The following is a 15,680-nucleotide window of genomic DNA, read 5'->3' on the forward strand; positions in this document are numbered from 1 at the left end:
GCCCTCGCAGCCGAACATGCGTTCTACTTCACCGACACAATCCCCGCCGGCCGCGTGTCGCCCGCCGTCGGGTAGTAGCCCTTCTTCGCGATCACGGTCAGGTTCGGCCTAAGCACCTTAACCTCAAGTGTCCGGTACTTGCCATCGATAAACGGCTCATGCGTGTAGTAGCCGACCGTATACTGCGTCCGCACCTCCTCCGCAATCTTCGCAAAGCTCGTCTCGATGCCCTTCTGCCGGAACTCTCCATCAAAGTTCCCGCCCGTTGCATTCGCATAAGCCGGCAAAATGTTATCCCGCATCTGCAGCGGCAGGTGAATCCGATCCAGAAATCCGATCACCGGCAGCGACGAGTCACCCACCAGCGTTCCATACACCGCAATCTTGTTCGTGTTCAGGTACTTCACCACCTGCGAAAACTTCGCTGTGCTGCCATACTCGCGCCCGTCGCTGATCACATAGATAATCCGCCGCCGACCGGTCTTGGTCTTCGACAACGCCGTCGCCGCCGCCAGAATCGCATCGTTCAGCGTATGCACATCCCGCGGAACATTCTGTATCCCTAGAATGCTCGTTCCATGCGTAGCGTTCGTATTCGGATCAGTGTGGCTATCCTGGCCGCCGTTGATATTGATGTTCTGCCCCAGCGGCCCCGCCGTGTCGTAGTAGATAGGCTCTCGCCCCGTCGACTTCGACCGCTCCAGCACTGCCTCCAGACGCGCACTCTGCGCCCCTGTAAAGTCCGTCTGCATCTTCGGCCCGTTGTTATACGTAAACACCGAAACCTCGTCATACGGCGTAAACGCGCCCTGCAACGCAGACAGCGAATTGTTCACCTTCGCCATATTGTCGTACGTCATGCTCTGGTCGATCACCAGTGCCACCGACAACGGAAACGGATCGACCGTAAACAGATCCAGCTTCTGCCGCAGGTTGTTCTCATACACGCGAACATCGCGCCATGTCAGTCCCGGCACCAGCCGCTGTTTATTGTCCTTCACCGTAAACGGCACTTCCACAAAGTTCGTCTGCACCCGCAGCGTAAACGCCTCTGGCCCCTGCCCACCCGTAGAAATCTCAGGCGGCGTCCCATCATCCTGCTTCTGCGCCGCGCTCTCCGGCAGTCTGCTCGGCACTCCGCCATCCTGCGCCGGTGCCGAGTTGTCTCCAGCCGACTCTGGCGTAGTCCCCGCCCCCGGCGTCACCGGCCCAACCGGCAGTTCCTGCGGCTTCGGAGCATCGGGAATCGCCTGTGGTTTTGGCCCATCGGGGATCGGCTGCTGTTGTGCTGCATCCTGCTGCGCCTGCGTCAATGCCGGCTGTCCAGCCATCATGCACGCCAAAGCCCCCGCCAATATACTGTTCCTAACCACGCGAAAATCCCCCATACTCTTCAGCCGGGCCTTCACAACCCAAAGCTTCACGAACTACCAGACTATCAGCGCAACATCCCCGCCGCCATCCCCATCCCGCAGGACGTCTCCGCGCCCTGCACCTTGGACGTCCTGCCGTCTCCCAACGTTGCGCCGCGGCCTCCCTCCCCAACTCATATTTTCCTAAGACTCACCCCCAACTTCGTCGTCTAATACGGTATGCGCTCCCTCTGCCTCGCCGCCGTCGCCCTCGCTCTCAGTCTCACCCCCGCCCTCCGCGCGCAGGAGGCACCATCCCCCGGCGGCCCACCCCTGCCAGCGACGCCGCCGCCCAGCCCGTCGACATCGGCGACACCCAGACCCTCAAGGTCCAGGTCAACCTCGTCAACGTCTACTTCTCCGTCCGCGACAAGAGCGGCTTCATCACCAACCTCCACAAAGACGACTGCAGCATCCTCGAGGACAAGGCCCCCCAGAAGACCAAGAACTTCACCCAGGAAAAAATCTCCCCCTCACCATCGGCATCCTCCTCGACACCAGCGGCAGCCAGCGCAACGTCCTCCCCCTCGAGCAGCAGTCCGGCGCCGAGTTCCTCAAAGACGTCCTCACCCCCAAAGACGAGGCCTTCCTCATCTCCTTCGACATCAACGTCAACCTCCTCTCCGACTACACCAACAGCCCTCGCGAGATCAAACGCTCCATCGACTCCGCCGAGATCAACACCGGCGCAGGCACCGGCTCCGTCACCGGCAACGGCAGCGCCCGCGGCACCCTCCTCTTCGACGCCGTCTACCTCGCCGCGCACGACAAGCTCCGTCAGGAGGCCGGCCGCAAGATCCTCGTCCTCCTCACCGACGGAGGCGACCAGGGCTCACAGGAGACCCTGAAGACCGCAACCGAAGCAGCCCAGAAGGCCAACGCCATCGTCTACGTCATCCTCCTCTCCGACCGCGGCTTCTACGGCGGAGGCTTCGGCATCAACCTCGCCGACACCGGCGAACGCGACATGCAGAAGCTTGCCACCGACACCGGCGGCCGCGTCATCAACGTAGGCAACAACGGCAAAAAGCTTCAGGAAGCCTTCGACCAGATCCAGGACGAGCTCCGCACCCAGTACCTCGCCAGCTTCACCCCAACCAACGCCAAAATCGATGGCACCTTCCGCACCCTCAACATCACCTGCCAGCCCGGTCAAAAGATCCAGGCCCGCAAAGGCTACTACGCCCTGGCCGACTCTCAGGGCAAAGACGACTAACCGCGACCTTCGTCAAAGTCCACCTAAACCGTCGTCGTAGCCTTTGCCGTTGCCTGTCCCTTTGTTGTCATCCCCGAAGGGATCTGCGGTTGCCGTTGCTCCTGTCGTTGCTGTTGCCGTTGCCTGTTCTTTTGTTGTCATCCCCGAAGGGATCTGCGGTTGCCCTCCGCCTTTCTCCCTACCCCTCACCACCACCGTCATCCTGAGCGAAGTGGCTCACGGTACCTTGTGAGCCACGCAGTCGAAGGATCCCCGTATTTCGTCTTTGCATTTGCGGTTGCCTATCTTTTTGTATCGTCCCGCAGGGGATCTGCGTTGCCGTCGTCTTTGAATTTGCCGTCGCCTGTCCCCTTGTTGTCATCCCGCAGGGATCTGCTGTTGCTCTGGCACCCGAGGCCGCAGAGCCAGCCGATAACGCACCGTTCCCGCCTCTTCTCCATCTCCATCAAAGACCATCCCACACTTCTCCATCACCCGAATCGAAGCCGGTATCGAAGGAAACGTATGCGCGATCACACTAGTAATCCGCTCGTCGCAACGAAGATACTCAATCAGAGCCCTGGCCCCCTCGGTGGCAAAGCCTCGGCCTTCAAACTGCGGCAGCATTCCATATCCAATTTCACACTCTGATGAATGACCCGCCTTGGTAAACGCGCCCAGCGAACCGATCAAAGTACGAAACCCATCCGGAGAAACTAGGCCCACATACCGGTGCCAGCCAAGCTGATCCGGATGCTCCCTAAGCTGAGTCAGCATGAAATCGTAGACATGCGGCTCCCAGTTCTCATGGGGCCAGTTTGTCGGGATAACACACCGAATCAGTTCGCCAAGGCGGCCTTCACCGGCCTGTTCCGCCCTCAGCATCTTGGGCGTAACGGAAATGAGCGATAGACGAGACGTAGCGATATCGTCAACGAATCGAAGCGACATGACGGAATCTCCTGAACACGTGTGAGAAGAGCAGGTAAGCACAATCCGGCCCAACAACTCCGGAGTCATAACCGCTGCACGCACATCCGATTCAGGCAATCATAGGCAGGCCAGAATTCTAGCACCCGCGTTGCTTATTCTCAGAGCCCTTTCTATTCCTAATTCCTGTCAAGCCCCAAAACCTCGCAACTATCTCATTCGCAACCACATCCACGTGGCGCATGAGTTATCTTCAACCCGCTATACTGGATCCAGGACAAAATCTCGAAAGCTAAATGGCAACTCTGCGGTTGCGGTTGCCGTTGTCGTAGCCTTTGCCGTTGCCTGTCCTTTTGTTGTCATCCCCGAAGGGGATCTGCGGTTGCGGTTGAATGAATAAGTTAACGCTAAACCTTTTGTTATGAAGATTTTGCCTGTAAGCCATCTAGAATCAATATTTTGCAGGGGGTCATTTCAGCAAGTCATTCATTGCAAATGGCTTACAAATCGATACCCCCAAGGGGGGTACCCTCCCGAGCTTCTAAGGAGACGGCATGGAATACGTGAATCTAGGTAAAACGGGTCTCAAGATCTCCCGCATCGCCCTCGGTTGCATGTCCTACGGCGTCCCTCCCGCCGGCCCCCTTCGCCCCGGAAGTCACGCCTGGGCCCTCAACGAAGCCGACAGCCAGCCCTTCTTCAAGCAAGCCCTCGACCTCGGCATCAACTTCTTCGACACCGCCAACATCTACACCGTCGGCTCCTCCGAAGAGCTCTTGGGGCGCTTCCTCAAAGCCAACACCAAACGCGAAGACACCGTCATCGCCACCAAGCTCTTCAACGCCATGCGCGACGACCCCAACGCCAGGGGCCTATCCCGCAAACAGATCTTCTTCGAACTCGACCAGAGCCTCAAGCGCCTCGGCACCGACTACGTCGACCTCTACCAGATCCACCGCTGGGACTACGACACCCCCATCGAAGAGACCCTGGAAGCCCTCCACGACGCAGTCAAATCCGGCAAGGTCCGCTACATCGGAGCCTCCTCCATGTACTCCTGGCAGTTCGCCAAGGCCCTCTACGTCGCCGACCTCCACGGCTGGACCCGCTTCGTCTCCATGCAGAACCACTACAACCTCCTCTACCGCGAAGAGGAGCGCGAGATGATGGGTCTCTGCCAGGCCGAAGGCATCGGCGTCATCCCCTGGAGCCCGCTCGCGCGAGGCCGTCTCGCCCGCGCCTGGAACTCCGAGACCACCAAACGCAACGACACCGACCAGTTCGCCAAAGCCATCTACACCCCAACCGAAGAAGCCGACAAAAAGGTCGTCGACCGGTTAGGCGAACTCGCCGAAAAGCGAGGCATACCCCGCGCCACCCTGGCCCTCGCCTGGATGCTCAGCAAACCACACATCACCTCGCCCATCGTAGGGGCCACCAAGCCCAACCACCTCACCGACGCCGCGGCCGCCCTCTCCGTCAAGCTCACACCAGAGGAGATCACCTCGCTCGAAGAGCCCTACATCCCGCACCCCGTCGTAGGCTTCAGCTAACACCGCAGCAGTCTCTGAAGTTGTCCTTGCTCTCGCCGTTGCAGTTGTCCTTGCTCTCGTCGTTGCAGTTGTCGTTGCTTGCCCTTTTGTTGTCATTCCGCAGCGAAGCGGAGGAACCTGCGGTTGCAGTTGTCGTTGTTGTTGCTTGTCCTTTTGTTGTCATTCCGCAGCGAAGCGGAGGAATCTACGGTTGTTGTTGTCGTTGCTGTTGCCTGTCCTTTTATTGTCATTCCGCAGCGAAGCGGAGGAATCTGCGGTTAGAAAATCCTCCACACCCAAACCAAACTGTCATCCTAAGCCAAGCCTCTCGCAGTCTCACCGCGAGAGGGCAGTCAAAGGAAACGCAGTCGCACCGCGAAGAATGAAAGTAAGGAAAGAGAAAATGTTAATACCCTCAATCGACCTCATGGGAGGCCGCATCGTCCAGCTAGTCCAGGGCGAAAAGCTGAAACTAGCCTTCGACGACTTCGAGTACTGGATCGAGCGCTTTCAAAAGTACCCTCTGGTCCAACTCATCGACCTCGACGCCGCCATGCGTCTGGGCAACAACCGCGCCCTCATCGAGATGATCTGCAAACGCCTCCCCTGCCAGGTCGGCGGCGGCCTGAAGACCGCCGAAGACGGCAAAATCCTCCTCGAAGCCGGAGCCAAACGAGTCATCTACGGTTCCAGCCTCTTCCGCCCGGCCGAGCCCGACCACATCCGCCGCCACAAGCTCATCTATCTCGAGTTCGCCGAAGGCCTCAAGTCCTCCCTCGGCGAAGAAGCCCTCGTCTTCAGCGTCGACACCAAGGCCGGAAGAGTCGCCGTCAAAGGCTGGAAAGACTCCGTAGACCTCACTCCCGAAGAAGCCATCACCTGGCTCGAAGACTACTGCACCGCCTTCCTCTACACCCACGTCGACACCGAAGGAACCATGCAGGGCTTCCCCTGGATGTCGCAGCAATCCTAAGAGCTTGCACTGCGAAACAACTCATAGTCGCCGGAGGAATCAAATCGCCGAGCGAAATAGAAGCCCTAGACGCTATGGGAGTCGATGCGGTAGCCGGAATGGCCGTCTACTCCGGCGCGATGGAAGCATAGCAAGCATCCGACCATCGGGAGGACCGACGCGCACTGCCGGAACGACACAAGGTACACACCCACGAAGTGGGCGCCCCACGCGTAGTGGGCCCGTCCGGCAGGACAGAAGAGATGTCGCCTAGCAGGGCAGCCGAACCGGAACCCCAGCCCGCTGCAACTCCGCCTTCAACTCCCGCGAGTCCGTAACGCCGAAGTGAAAGATACTAGCCGCCAGCGCAGCATCCGCCTTACCCCGCCCGAACACCTCAACAAAGTGCGCAGCAGTCCCCGCCCCACCCGACGCAATCACCGGAATCTGCACCGCCCCACTCACCATCGCGGTCAACTCACAATCGAACCCACCCCGCATCCCATCGGTATCCATTGAAGTCAGCAGAATCTCCCCGGCACCCCGCGCCTCGGCCTCGCGCGCCCAATCCAAAACCCGCCGCCCCGCCGCCTTCCGCCCGCCACTGACAAAAACTTCAGCCTCCTCGACGCTAGCGCCTTCAACGCGACGAGCATCGATAGCCACAATCACAGCCTGCGCTCCAAAGCTTCCACCGATCTCTCCAATCAGCTCCGGCCGAGAAATCGCCGACGAGTTGATGCTCACCTTGTCTGCACCCGCATCGAACACAGCCGCAGCATCCTCCGCGCTCCGAATCCCGCCCCCAACAGTAAACGGCACGAACAGCGTCGCAGCCGTTCGCTTCACCGTCTCGAGCAGCGTTCCGCGCCCCTCATGCGTAGCTGTAATATCCAGCAGCACAATCTCATCCGCTCCAGCCGCAGCATGACGATGTGCCAGCTCAGCTGGATCGCCCGCATCGACGATGTCCACGAACTGCACACCCTTCACGACGCGCCCGCCGCGCACATCGAGACAAGCAATGATCCGCTTCGTCAGCATCGACTATCCCAACCTCATCGGCACAGCCGCTGGCACCGCCACCAACTCACCCTCACACACAATCCGCGCCAGCGAATCCCCATTCTCGATCACCGCACCATGCTCCACAAACCACTCCACCAGCAAACCCTGCCTCGGCGCCGGAACATGAAACTCCATAGCCCCATCCGTCAGAGTACAAACCGCCTGCCCCGTCCCCACGAGGGACCCCGCCGGCACCAGCTGTTGCACAAACGTATAAGAGGGTTCTTCCGCAGCAATCTTCAACTCATACAAAAAAGGCATGCTCTACAACTCCACAAAGTTCTTCAAAACCTGTAATCCCACCGTGCTCGACTTCTCAGGATGAAACTGTACCCCCATGACATTGTCCTTCTCGACCACTCCCGTAAACGCCCCACCATATTCTGTGACCGCCGCAGTTGCATGAATCACCGGTGCACGCCACGAATGAGTGTAGTAAACAAATCCGCCACTTTCCACCTCGCGCATCAACCTCGAATCAGCACTCATCATCTCCAGCGAGTTCCATCCCACATGCGGCGACTTCAACTCCGCGCCCTCGAACAGAGCAGGGAACCGCTCACACCTCCCAGCAAAGTGCCCCAACCCTGCCACACCCGGAGCCTCTGTCGACCCATCAAACAACCACTGCAACCCAACGCAGATCCCCAGGAACCACGTGCCCTTGGCGATACTCTCCCGCACCGCATCCGCCAAGCCAAGCTCGAACAACAGGGAAGTAGCACGAAAGTGTCCCACCCCTGGAAGTACCACCTTCGCCGCTTTCGCCACCATCGCGGGATCCTGTGTCACAACGATCTCGCGCGCACCAAGATAGTTCAGCGTCTTTACAACACTGGTCAGGTTTCCCGCTCTGTAATCGATAATCGCGATCATGCCGTCAGCCCTATTCGTTCATGTAACGCAGAAGAAAACTAAGCCCGCTAAAGCAGCCCCTTGGTACTCGGCAACATGTCCCTCATCCGCTCATCCCGCGAACAGGCCCCACGCAGCGCCCTGGCGAACGCCTTGAAGATCGCCTCGATCTTGTGATGATTGCTGCGCCCATACATCGTTTTCACGTGTACATTCGCTTTGGCTCCGCGGGCGAAGCCATCGAAGAAGTCGGTCAGCAACTCGCTTTGAAAATCTCCGACTAAACGCACTTTCACTCTATCGTCGACAACGTAAGCAACTCGTCCACTAAGATCCACCGCTGCGACGGCGAGCGTCTCATCCATCGCCATCACAAAATATCCGGCGCGCATGATGCCCTTCTTATCACCCAGCGCTTTACCAAATGCCTCGCCAAGAGCAATCCCTACATCTTCGACCGTATGGTGCTGATCGACATCGAGATCACCCGTACACTTCAACGTCAGATCAAACCCCCCATGGCGTGTAAACAACTCCAGCATGTGATCAAAAAAACGAATCCCGGTCGACACTTTGTACACACCCTGGCCGTCGACAACGAGCTTTAACGCAATCTGCGTCTCTGTAGTATCGCGCTTGATTACTCCAGAGCGCACCTTCAAAGCCTTCGCCCCTGTCATACCGTAGCGCTCCATTCAATCTCCCGCAGGGAAGTCTTCAACGCATCCAGTCCACGATTGACATGTTCTTCAATGCCAATGGTGATGCGCACAAAACCATCACATCCAGGATCGGTCGATCGATCCCGCAGCAACACCCCATGCCTTCTCATCGCATCCACAAGCGCAGCATGCCTTGGCCCAATATTCATAAGGACAAAGTTCGCATGACTAGGAAAGAAGGGAACCCCCAGCTCTCGCAGGCCATCCATCATTCTCTTCCGTCCAATACGGACCTGCTCTGTGTACCAGGAAAGATATTCCTCGTCGGCAACAGCAACTGGCAGACAAGCCAACGCTACTCCATTCACGTTATACGGAGAAGACACCTTGCGCACACTCTTCAAGAGCGCTGCATTCCCAGCCAACATGCCGACTCGCAAACTCGCCAATCCATAGGCCTTCGAAAACGTTCGGGCCACGATCAGGTTCGGTATCGTCACCAGATCCTCAAGCGTCGACTCGCCGTGAAAGTGATAGTAAGCCTCATCGACCATCAATACCGCCTGAGGAGCCGCTGCGGCAATCGCCAGCAGATGCTCTTTGCTTACCGTTGCTCCAGTCGGATTATTCGGCGAAGCAATGATAATCAGCTTCGTCTTATCCGTGATAGCGGACATGAAGCGTTCGAACGGAAACGCCAGCGTCGCATCTGCCTGTACCTTTCGCAGGTGAGGCGTCATCATCTTGATGCTCACGTCGTACATGAAAAAGTCGGGGTCGCAATCAGCGCCTCGTCATCCGTCTCGAGAAACGCCACACATATCAGATGAATCGCTTCATCGACGCCGTTTGTCAGCAACACCTCGTCTGGCTTCAATCCGAAATGTGTCGCGACGATCCTCTCCACCGGCTCCCTCTCGGGATACTTCGTTAGCCCCTCGGCTGTAAGCGCCAACAACTTCTCGACGACCCGTGGCGACGGCGCAAACGTATTCTCGTTGAAGTCCAGACGCAATGCGTCACGTCCAGCCAACGGGGGATGATACTCAGGCATCTCCAATACAGCCTTGCGCGCCTGCACAATTTTCCTGTATGTAACCAAGTCAGTAGCAAGACTCATTTCATCCTCACCCGCACGCTTTCTGCATGTCCTTTCAGTCCCTCTGCTTCCGCCAGTGCGATCGCGTGGGGACCCATCTTCTTCAACCCTGACTTCGTGTATTGCTGCACTGTAATAACCTTTACGAAATCCATCACACTCAAGCCACCTCGGACCCGCCCGAAGCGCCCGGTTGGCAACACATGATTCGGGCCAGAGACGTAATCTCCCATCGACTGCGGCGCGAACTCTCCGACAAAAACGGATCCAGCGTTTTGAACCCACTTTAGATCCGCCTCCGAATCGACGGTCAAATGCTCTGGCGCGAGCCGGTTCGTTAGCTCCTGAGCTTCGCGTACTGAGGCGGTCACAAATAAGCATCCGCGTGCCGCCAGTGACTGCTTCCCAATCTCATTATCTCGCGCGCGTAACTTCACCTCTGCCTCAACAGCCTTCGCCAACTCTTCCTTGCTCGTAATCAGAACAGCCAATGTCTCCGGGTCATGTTCTGCCTGCGCAATCAGATCTGCCGCGATCCCCGCCGCGTCCCCATTTTCGCTGGTTACCACAATCTCCGTGGGACCCGCCGGCATATCGATCCCACATTCATTTGAAGCCAGCATCTTTGCCGCAGTCACATAAAGATTTCCCGGCCCGACAATCTTATCGACTCGCTCAATCGTAGTCGTGCCGTAAGCCATAGCTGCAATCGCCTGCGCGCCGCCCACGCGATAAAACTCCGTTACCCCGGTGAGCCATGCCGCGGCCATCGTCTCTTTTGCAGGCCTAGGCGAACACACCACAATTCGTTCCACCCCAGCGACTTGCGCAGGTATCACCGTCATCAACAGCGTCGAAGGCAGTGGATAGCGCCCTCCCGGCACATAACACCCAACGCTGCCCAACGCCCGCACGATCTGTCCCGTCCTCACACCATCCACCGGAGAGATCGTCCACTCCTGTGGCAGCTGCGACTCGGCGAACGCAAGAATATTTCCTCGCGCCACCATCATCGCCGCTTGCAGTGCCGGCGCTGTCGAATCCCAAGCCTCCTTCATCTCCCCACGCGACACCACCAACGTCTGACCCTTTGCAAGCCAATCAAACTGTACCGCATACTTCGCCAACGCTCGGTCGCCGCCCTTGCGCACTGCTGCGAGAATGCGTCGCACCACTGGCTCCACGCGCGCCGTATTCACAGCGCCCCGCCGTTCCAGAGATTCGATCAATGCATCTGCCGCAGCTTTGCCGCGACCAAACGTCCTTACCAGCTTCATCACAAAACTCCAGAGGCAACTCGTTAGCCCAAGGCAGAACGATTTTTACAGCACAACCTTACTCAGCGGATACTCAACAATGCCGGTAGCACCAGCAGCTTTGAGCTTCGGAATCACCTCACGCACCAAAGCTTCATCCAAAATCGTATTCAACGCGACCCACTCTTGATCGCTCAACTGCGACACTGTCGGCGAGGTCAACGCAGGCAACTCACCAACGATCTTCTCCAAATCAACCTTCCGCGCATTCAGCATCAAACCGACTCGTCCCTGCGCAGCAATCGCGGCATTCAGCATCAAAGAGATATTCTCAATCTTCTCCCGCTTCCAACCCTCTCTGTAGGCCGTTTTATTCGCAATCAACTGGGTCTCGCTCTCCATCAGCGTCTCGATAATTCGCAGCCGATTCGCGCGCAACGACGACCCTGTTTCTGTCACCTCAACAATCGCATCAGCCAGCGTCGGAGGTTTCACCTCGGTCGCGCCCCAGCTAAACTCCACCGTTACTGGAATCTTCTTTCCGGCGAAGTACCGCTTCGTAAACTCAACAAGCTCCGTAGCAATAATCTTCCCCGCAAGGTCCCCAGGCTTCTGGAACGGTGAGTCCTCCGGCACCGCCAGCACCCACTTCACCTTCTGCCGGCTCTGCTTCGAGTACGTAAGGCTGGTGACATACTCCACTTCATTCTCATTTTCCAGCACCCAGTCATTGCCCGTCAGCCCAGCATCCAGCGCCCCATGCTCCACATATCGCGCCATCTCCTGCGCCCGGACCAGCATGCATTCAATCTCCTCATCATCGATGGAAGGGAAGTAGCTCCTCCCATTAGCGAAGATCCGCCATCCAGCGCGTTCAAACAGCGCAATCGTCGCGTCCTGCAGGCTGCCCTTCGGTATTCCCAGCTTCAACCGCTTCGTCTCGCTCACTTCGCCTCCGTCGCAATATTTTTCGTAAAGCAGCTCACCGTTCCCTCGTGACAAACCAGCCCATCGCCCTCGACTTCAACTTTGAATAGCAGCGCATCGTTATCGCAGTCGGTCGACGCCTGGATTACTCGCAGCCGATTGCCGCTGGTTTCGCCCTTCATCCAAAGCTTCTGCCGCGTCCGGCTCCAGAAAGTGACAAATCCAGATTCCAGCGTCTTCGCATAGCTGACCTCATTCAAAAAACCGAGCATCAGCATCTCGCCCGTCTTCGCATCCTGAACGATACCCGGGACAAGGCCATCCATCTTTGCAAAATCTATCTTCACGGAATTCACCATCTCTGTCTCCCCATTTCCATGTAGGCACGAAAAAGGCCCGCTCGCGGTATGCGCGTCAGCGGGCCTTTCGAAATCCTTAGTAAGCGTTCGTTACTTCGCCACTCCGGACACAGCCGCCAACACGCTCGTTGCGTCATGATGCGAATGGCCGTGATGGAGGTGCAGTCTGCTCATCTCCCCTTCAGGGTAGCTTTCAGTCATGGAGAAGTCAAACCGCGTTACCCCTGCCGCAAGCTTCAAAGTCAACAAAGCTGAAACTTGTCCGTTGACGCAGCCCACACTCTCTCGTACTCTTCCGCTGTAAAGTATTCAGCCCAAAGTAGGAGATCTCAGATGATCAATCTTCGCCGCAAACTTCTCGCCGCCGCGCTCCTGCTCTCCGTCGCCCCGGTTTTCTCGGTTGCCCAGGCTTCCAAAGCAGGTGCGCCAGCCGCCGCCGCGGCCACCACGCCGCTCGACATCAACACCGCCACCGCCGACCAGCTCAAGGCCTTCCCAGGCATCGGCGATGCTTACTCGAAGCGCATCATCGACGGCCGCCCCTACACCGCAAAGAATCAGCTCGTCACCAAGGGTGTCCTTCCCAAGGCCACTTACGACAAGATCAAGGACCAGATCATCGCCAGCCACCCCAAAAAGTAGGCGGTAGCTGCAGCCCTGCTCAGACGGGCATCCGGACCAGGATGCCCGTCCCATTCAACTCCATTATCTTTATCCTCGAAACTCCCACGCCGCTGCTACCATCTCTCCAACTGGCCTATGCCCCAGAGATCCGCACGCCTCCAGTATTTTCTTCTCGCCCTCGTAGCCGCGCTAGCGCTCCTGCATGCGTACGGTGCTGCTATCCGCGTCTTCAACGTTATGGTGCACGGCCAGTCCATCGTTCGAGCCCCGTTCGAAAGCGGCTCGCGCCTTGCGACAACGACCAACCTCCGCGAAGAGGCTCTTGCCGCAGGTCTCGAACCCTTCGACACCGTCCTCACAATCAATGGCCAGCCATACACCAGTCGCAATATGCTTCTTGGTCAAATCCGTCGCGCCTCGCCGGGCGACCCAATGACAATCACCTACCGCCGCGGCTCTGACGCAGCGGTCGAGTCGACGAGCATCCGACTGGCCGCGGTTGAGCCCCAGAAGCTCTCGCCCTTGCAAATCTCAGTCAACTTGGTGTTCGCCCTATTGACTTTCTTCTGTCTCCTCATCGGTTTATGGGTGGTCTTCGCTCGCCCGAGAAATCTGAATGCCTGGCTTATTCTGGGAATTCTCTGCTACTTCGACGCTATCATCAACAACCCGACCTTGATCGTCGGACCCTACCTCCTCCCCATCGCCTTGATTTGGAATATCGTGGCGCAGACCGCAATGCCGATCTGCCTCATGTTCTTCGGGGTCTACTTTCCCGATCGCTCACAAACAGATATCAAGTTCCCCTGGGTCAAGTGGCTCGTAGCGATTCCCCTTATGCTTTTATCCTTTACAGATTTCATCGCCATCTTCGGCGACATGTGGAGCTTCGCTTCGATCTCCTGGTTCGCTCCTTACATGTACCCCGTCAACGTTGCGGAAAATGTCTTGGGCGCCATCGCAATCAGTTGGTTCTTCTTCAATCTCGGTCCAAAGATCGGCCAGGCCACCGGCGATGCTCGCCGCCGCCTCCGGATTCTCTTAGTCGGAACTTCGGTCGGACTCACCCCACTATTTCTCCTTCTCTTGTTATCCATCGTTACCAAAAGCGACGTCGGGCAGGGAACCCCTGAGTGGGTCAATATTTCTGTATTCGTCATTCTCCTTCTCTTCCCGCTCTCTCTTGCCTACGTTGTCGTAGTTCAGCGTGCAATGGACCTTCGCATCATCATTCGCCAGGGAACCCGCTACGCCTTCGCCCGCGAATTTCTTACGGTGGTAAGAGTTGGACTCGCCATATGGATGGCCTTTTCCCTCAACGACTTCTTCAAACATCCCGACCATCAGCGCAACGACATCATCCGCATCTTACTCATCATTGGAGTCTTCTTCGCCTTCCGTTTTCTCCTCTCGAATCGCCTGCAAAAGATGATCGACCAGCGATTCTTCCGCGAGGCTTACTCCACCGAGCAGCTCCTCTCCGAGCTCTCCGACGAAGCCCGCAACTTCACCGAAGTCACCCCATTGCTCGAAACCATCACCCGCCGTCTCGGCTCCACGCTCCACATCGAACGCATCGCCGTCTTCCTCCGCTCCGGCGATACGTACCACCTCCAACTCGCCACCGGAATGCCCATGACCCCAGGCGCAGCCCAGATCTTCTCTCTTCCAGCTGCCTCGACCACCATCACCACACTCACCCGCGCCAAAGCCCCCGCCAACGTCTATCGCGACGACCCCTCCAGCTGGCTCATAGACGCCACCGACGCCGAACGCAGCGCCCTCAACGATCTCTCCACCGAACTCCTCGTCCCTCTCCCCGGCCGCACTCGCCTCGCCGGCGTCATCGCCCTCGGCCCCAAAAGCTCCGAGGAGCCCTACACCAAAACCGACCGCCAACTCCTCCAGACCATCGCCTCCCAAACCGGCCTCGCTCTTGAAAACGCCGAGCTCTTTGAAAACCTCACCACCGAGGTCACTCAACGCGAACGCATCTCCCGCGAGCTCGAGATCGCCCGTGAGGTTCAGGAGCGCCTCTTCCCGCAGACCTATCCCAAAATTCCAGGTGTAGATCTCGCCGGCTTCTGCCGCCCCGCTCAGGTCGTCGGAGGCGACTACTACGACTTCTTCCTCCTTCCGTCAGACTCAACCACAGACTCCCGTCTAGCCCTCGCCCTCGGCGACATCTCTGGCAAAGGAATCTCCGCCGCGCTCCTCATGGCGAGCCTGCGGGCCAGCCTCCGCAGCATCGCCGGCCTGCAGCAGAGCGATCTCGCCGCTCTCATCTCCAACGTCAACAAAATCGTCTATGAGTCCTCCACCACCAATCGCTACGCCACCTTCTTTTACGCGGAATACGATCCAGTCAACCATCTCCTCACCTATGTCAACGCTGGACACAACCCTCCCTACGTCCTGCGCGGCGCCGAAACCATCGCCCTCGAACCCACCGGAACCGTAGTGGGCCTCCTGCCCGATGCGGAGTACTCCCAGGCCGCCCTCCAACTACATCCCGGCGACGTCCTGCTGGCCTTCACCGACGGAATCTCTGAAGCCATGAACCACGACGAGGAAGAGTGGGGCGAAGACAACATGCTTGCATCGGCCCGCCAACTCCTCAACCGGCCCGACTGCACCACAACCGCCGACCAACTACTCACCTGCATCTTCGACGCTGCTGACAGATTCACCGCCGGCGCTGCGCAGCACGACGACATGACCCTTCTAGTCTTCACCATCGGCCACACAGCTACAAATAGCTGAGATCTAGAACGGCAACTGTGCAAACAAAATCTGATAATTCCTTCGT

16 protein-coding genes and 1 pseudogene are annotated in these 15,680 nt (G+C 57.9%); 5 read left to right on the top strand and 12 right to left on the bottom strand.

What is annotated here, in order from left to right; all coding sequences use genetic code 11:
* Positions 1 to 23 precede the first annotated feature (23 nt).
* Positions 24 to 1,424, bottom strand: a complete 1,401-nt coding sequence (locus RBB80_RS11040; protein WP_433968222.1) for a VWA domain-containing protein — start codon at positions 1,422 to 1,424, stop codon at positions 24 to 26.
* A gap of 472 nt (positions 1,425 to 1,896) precedes the next feature.
* Between RBB80_RS11040 and RBB80_RS11045 the strand changes: the two genes are divergently transcribed.
* A complete protein-coding gene (locus RBB80_RS11045) occupies positions 1,897 to 2,628 on the top strand; it encodes a VWA domain-containing protein (protein ID WP_433969616.1) in 732 nt (243 codons plus the stop codon).
* A 12-nt stretch (positions 2,629 to 2,640) separates the two neighbouring features.
* Here the strand turns inward: RBB80_RS11045 and RBB80_RS11050 are convergent, their stop codons facing one another.
* Together RBB80_RS11050 and RBB80_RS11055 are read right to left on the bottom strand one after the other, a co-directional pair.
* Complete coding sequence (locus RBB80_RS11050) at positions 2,641 to 2,769, bottom strand: hypothetical protein (protein WP_433968223.1); 129 nt, start codon at positions 2,767 to 2,769, stop codon at positions 2,641 to 2,643.
* Between the two features lie 216 nt (positions 2,770 to 2,985).
* Positions 2,986 to 3,558, bottom strand: coding sequence for a GNAT family N-acetyltransferase (locus tag RBB80_RS11055; protein ID WP_433968224.1), 573 nt, complete (start codon positions 3,556 to 3,558; stop codon positions 2,986 to 2,988).
* 533 nt (positions 3,559 to 4,091) lie between these two features.
* Between RBB80_RS11055 and RBB80_RS11060 the strand changes: the two genes are divergently transcribed.
* Together RBB80_RS11060 and RBB80_RS11065 are read left to right on the top strand one after the other, a co-directional pair.
* Positions 4,092 to 5,090, top strand: coding sequence for an aldo/keto reductase (locus tag RBB80_RS11060; RefSeq protein WP_433968225.1), 999 nt, complete (start codon positions 4,092 to 4,094; stop codon positions 5,088 to 5,090).
* 382 nt (positions 5,091 to 5,472) lie between these two features.
* Positions 5,473 to 6,173 (top strand): annotated as a pseudogene (locus tag RBB80_RS11065) (HisA/HisF-related TIM barrel protein).
* Between the two features lie 118 nt (positions 6,174 to 6,291).
* Here the strand turns inward: RBB80_RS11065 and hisF are convergent.
* Genes hisF through hisI form a run of 9 tightly spaced genes read right to left on the bottom strand, consistent with a single transcriptional unit; the run spans position 6,292 to position 12,247 of the window.
* Positions 6,292 to 7,065, bottom strand: a complete 774-nt coding sequence (hisF, locus tag RBB80_RS11070; RefSeq protein ID WP_433968226.1) for an imidazole glycerol phosphate synthase subunit HisF — start codon at positions 7,063 to 7,065, stop codon at positions 6,292 to 6,294.
* A gap of 3 nt (positions 7,066 to 7,068) precedes the next feature.
* Entirely contained in the window at positions 7,069 to 7,350 is a 282-nt protein-coding gene (locus tag RBB80_RS11075) for a biotin/lipoyl-containing protein (RefSeq protein ID WP_260736720.1), read from the bottom strand.
* A 3-nt stretch (positions 7,351 to 7,353) separates the two neighbouring features.
* Positions 7,354 to 7,965, bottom strand: coding sequence for an imidazole glycerol phosphate synthase subunit HisH (gene hisH, locus RBB80_RS11080; RefSeq protein WP_433968227.1), 612 nt, complete (start codon positions 7,963 to 7,965; stop codon positions 7,354 to 7,356).
* A gap of 47 nt (positions 7,966 to 8,012) precedes the next feature.
* Positions 8,013 to 8,639 (bottom strand): imidazoleglycerol-phosphate dehydratase HisB, encoded by a 627-nt coding sequence (gene hisB / locus RBB80_RS11085; RefSeq protein ID WP_433968228.1) that lies wholly within the window; start codon positions 8,637 to 8,639, stop codon positions 8,013 to 8,015.
* Entirely contained in the window at positions 8,621 to 9,370 is a 750-nt protein-coding gene (locus RBB80_RS11090) for a pyridoxal phosphate-dependent aminotransferase (RefSeq protein ID WP_433968229.1), read from the bottom strand. Before RBB80_RS11090 ends, hisB begins: the two co-directional genes overlap by 19 nt.
* The gene (locus RBB80_RS11095) at positions 9,358 to 9,726 is read right to left on the bottom strand and encodes an aminotransferase class I/II-fold pyridoxal phosphate-dependent enzyme (RefSeq protein ID WP_433968230.1); all 369 of its coding nucleotides are present in this window, start codon (positions 9,724 to 9,726) and stop codon (positions 9,358 to 9,360) included. Before RBB80_RS11095 ends, RBB80_RS11090 begins: the two co-directional genes overlap by 13 nt.
* A complete protein-coding gene (gene hisD, locus RBB80_RS11100; RefSeq protein WP_433968231.1) occupies positions 9,723 to 10,982 on the bottom strand; it encodes a histidinol dehydrogenase in 1,260 nt (419 codons plus the stop codon). The genes RBB80_RS11095 and hisD overlap by 4 nt, the downstream gene beginning before the upstream one ends.
* 45 nt (positions 10,983 to 11,027) lie before the next feature.
* Positions 11,028 to 11,909 carry an ATP phosphoribosyltransferase gene (hisG, locus tag RBB80_RS11105; RefSeq protein WP_433968232.1) on the bottom strand — a complete coding sequence of 294 codons (882 nt, stop codon included), beginning with the start codon at positions 11,907 to 11,909 and terminating at the stop codon, positions 11,028 to 11,030.
* Positions 11,906 to 12,247: a phosphoribosyl-AMP cyclohydrolase gene (gene hisI / locus RBB80_RS11110; protein WP_433968233.1), complete on the bottom strand. Its 342-nt coding sequence runs from the start codon at positions 12,245 to 12,247 to the stop codon at positions 11,906 to 11,908. Before hisI ends, hisG begins: the two co-directional genes overlap by 4 nt.
* Positions 12,248 to 12,580: 333 nt before the next feature.
* On the opposite strand from hisI, the gene RBB80_RS11115 reads away from it, so the two are divergent.
* Positions 12,581 to 12,889 (top strand): ComEA family DNA-binding protein, encoded by a 309-nt coding sequence (locus tag RBB80_RS11115; protein WP_433968234.1) that lies wholly within the window; start codon positions 12,581 to 12,583, stop codon positions 12,887 to 12,889.
* 117 nt (positions 12,890 to 13,006) lie between these two features.
* Positions 13,007 to 15,634: a SpoIIE family protein phosphatase gene (locus RBB80_RS11120; RefSeq protein ID WP_433968235.1), complete on the top strand. Its 2,628-nt coding sequence runs from the start codon at positions 13,007 to 13,009 to the stop codon at positions 15,632 to 15,634.
* Positions 15,635 to 15,680: the final 46 nt, after the last annotated feature.

The organism is Tunturiibacter gelidiferens, assembly GCF_051013345.1.
Taxonomy (GTDB): Bacteria; Acidobacteriota; Terriglobia; order Terriglobales; family Acidobacteriaceae; genus Edaphobacter; species Edaphobacter gelidiferens_A.

Coding starts and splice junctions, on each gene's coding strand:
- RBB80_RS11050 (WP_433968223.1), bottom strand. CDS start 2,769: ATGACAACAAAAGAACAGGCAACGGCAACAGCAACGACAGGAGCAACG.
- RBB80_RS11055 (WP_433968224.1), bottom strand. CDS start 3,558: ATGTCGCTTCGATTCGTTGACGATATCGCTACGTCTCGTCTATCGCTC.
- RBB80_RS11060 (WP_433968225.1), top strand. CDS start 4,092: ATGGAATACGTGAATCTAGGTAAAACGGGTCTCAAGATCTCCCGCATC.
- hisF (WP_433968226.1), bottom strand. CDS start 7,065: ATGCTGACGAAGCGGATCATTGCTTGTCTCGATGTGCGCGGCGGGCGC.
- RBB80_RS11075 (WP_260736720.1), bottom strand. CDS start 7,350: ATGCCTTTTTTGTATGAGTTGAAGATTGCTGCGGAAGAACCCTCTTAT.
- hisH (WP_433968227.1), bottom strand. CDS start 7,965: ATGATCGCGATTATCGATTACAGAGCGGGAAACCTGACCAGTGTTGTA.
- hisB (WP_433968228.1), bottom strand. CDS start 8,639: ATGGAGCGCTACGGTATGACAGGGGCGAAGGCTTTGAAGGTGCGCTCT.
- RBB80_RS11090 (WP_433968229.1), bottom strand. CDS start 9,370: ATGTACGACGTGAGCATCAAGATGATGACGCCTCACCTGCGAAAGGTA.
- RBB80_RS11095 (WP_433968230.1), bottom strand. CDS start 9,726: ATGAGTCTTGCTACTGACTTGGTTACATACAGGAAAATTGTGCAGGCG.
- hisD (WP_433968231.1), bottom strand. CDS start 10,982: ATGAAGCTGGTAAGGACGTTTGGTCGCGGCAAAGCTGCGGCAGATGCA.
- hisI (WP_433968233.1), bottom strand. CDS start 12,247: ATGGTGAATTCCGTGAAGATAGATTTTGCAAAGATGGATGGCCTTGTC.
- RBB80_RS11115 (WP_433968234.1), top strand. CDS start 12,581: ATGATCAATCTTCGCCGCAAACTTCTCGCCGCCGCGCTCCTGCTCTCC.
- RBB80_RS11120 (WP_433968235.1), top strand. CDS start 13,007: ATGCCCCAGAGATCCGCACGCCTCCAGTATTTTCTTCTCGCCCTCGTA.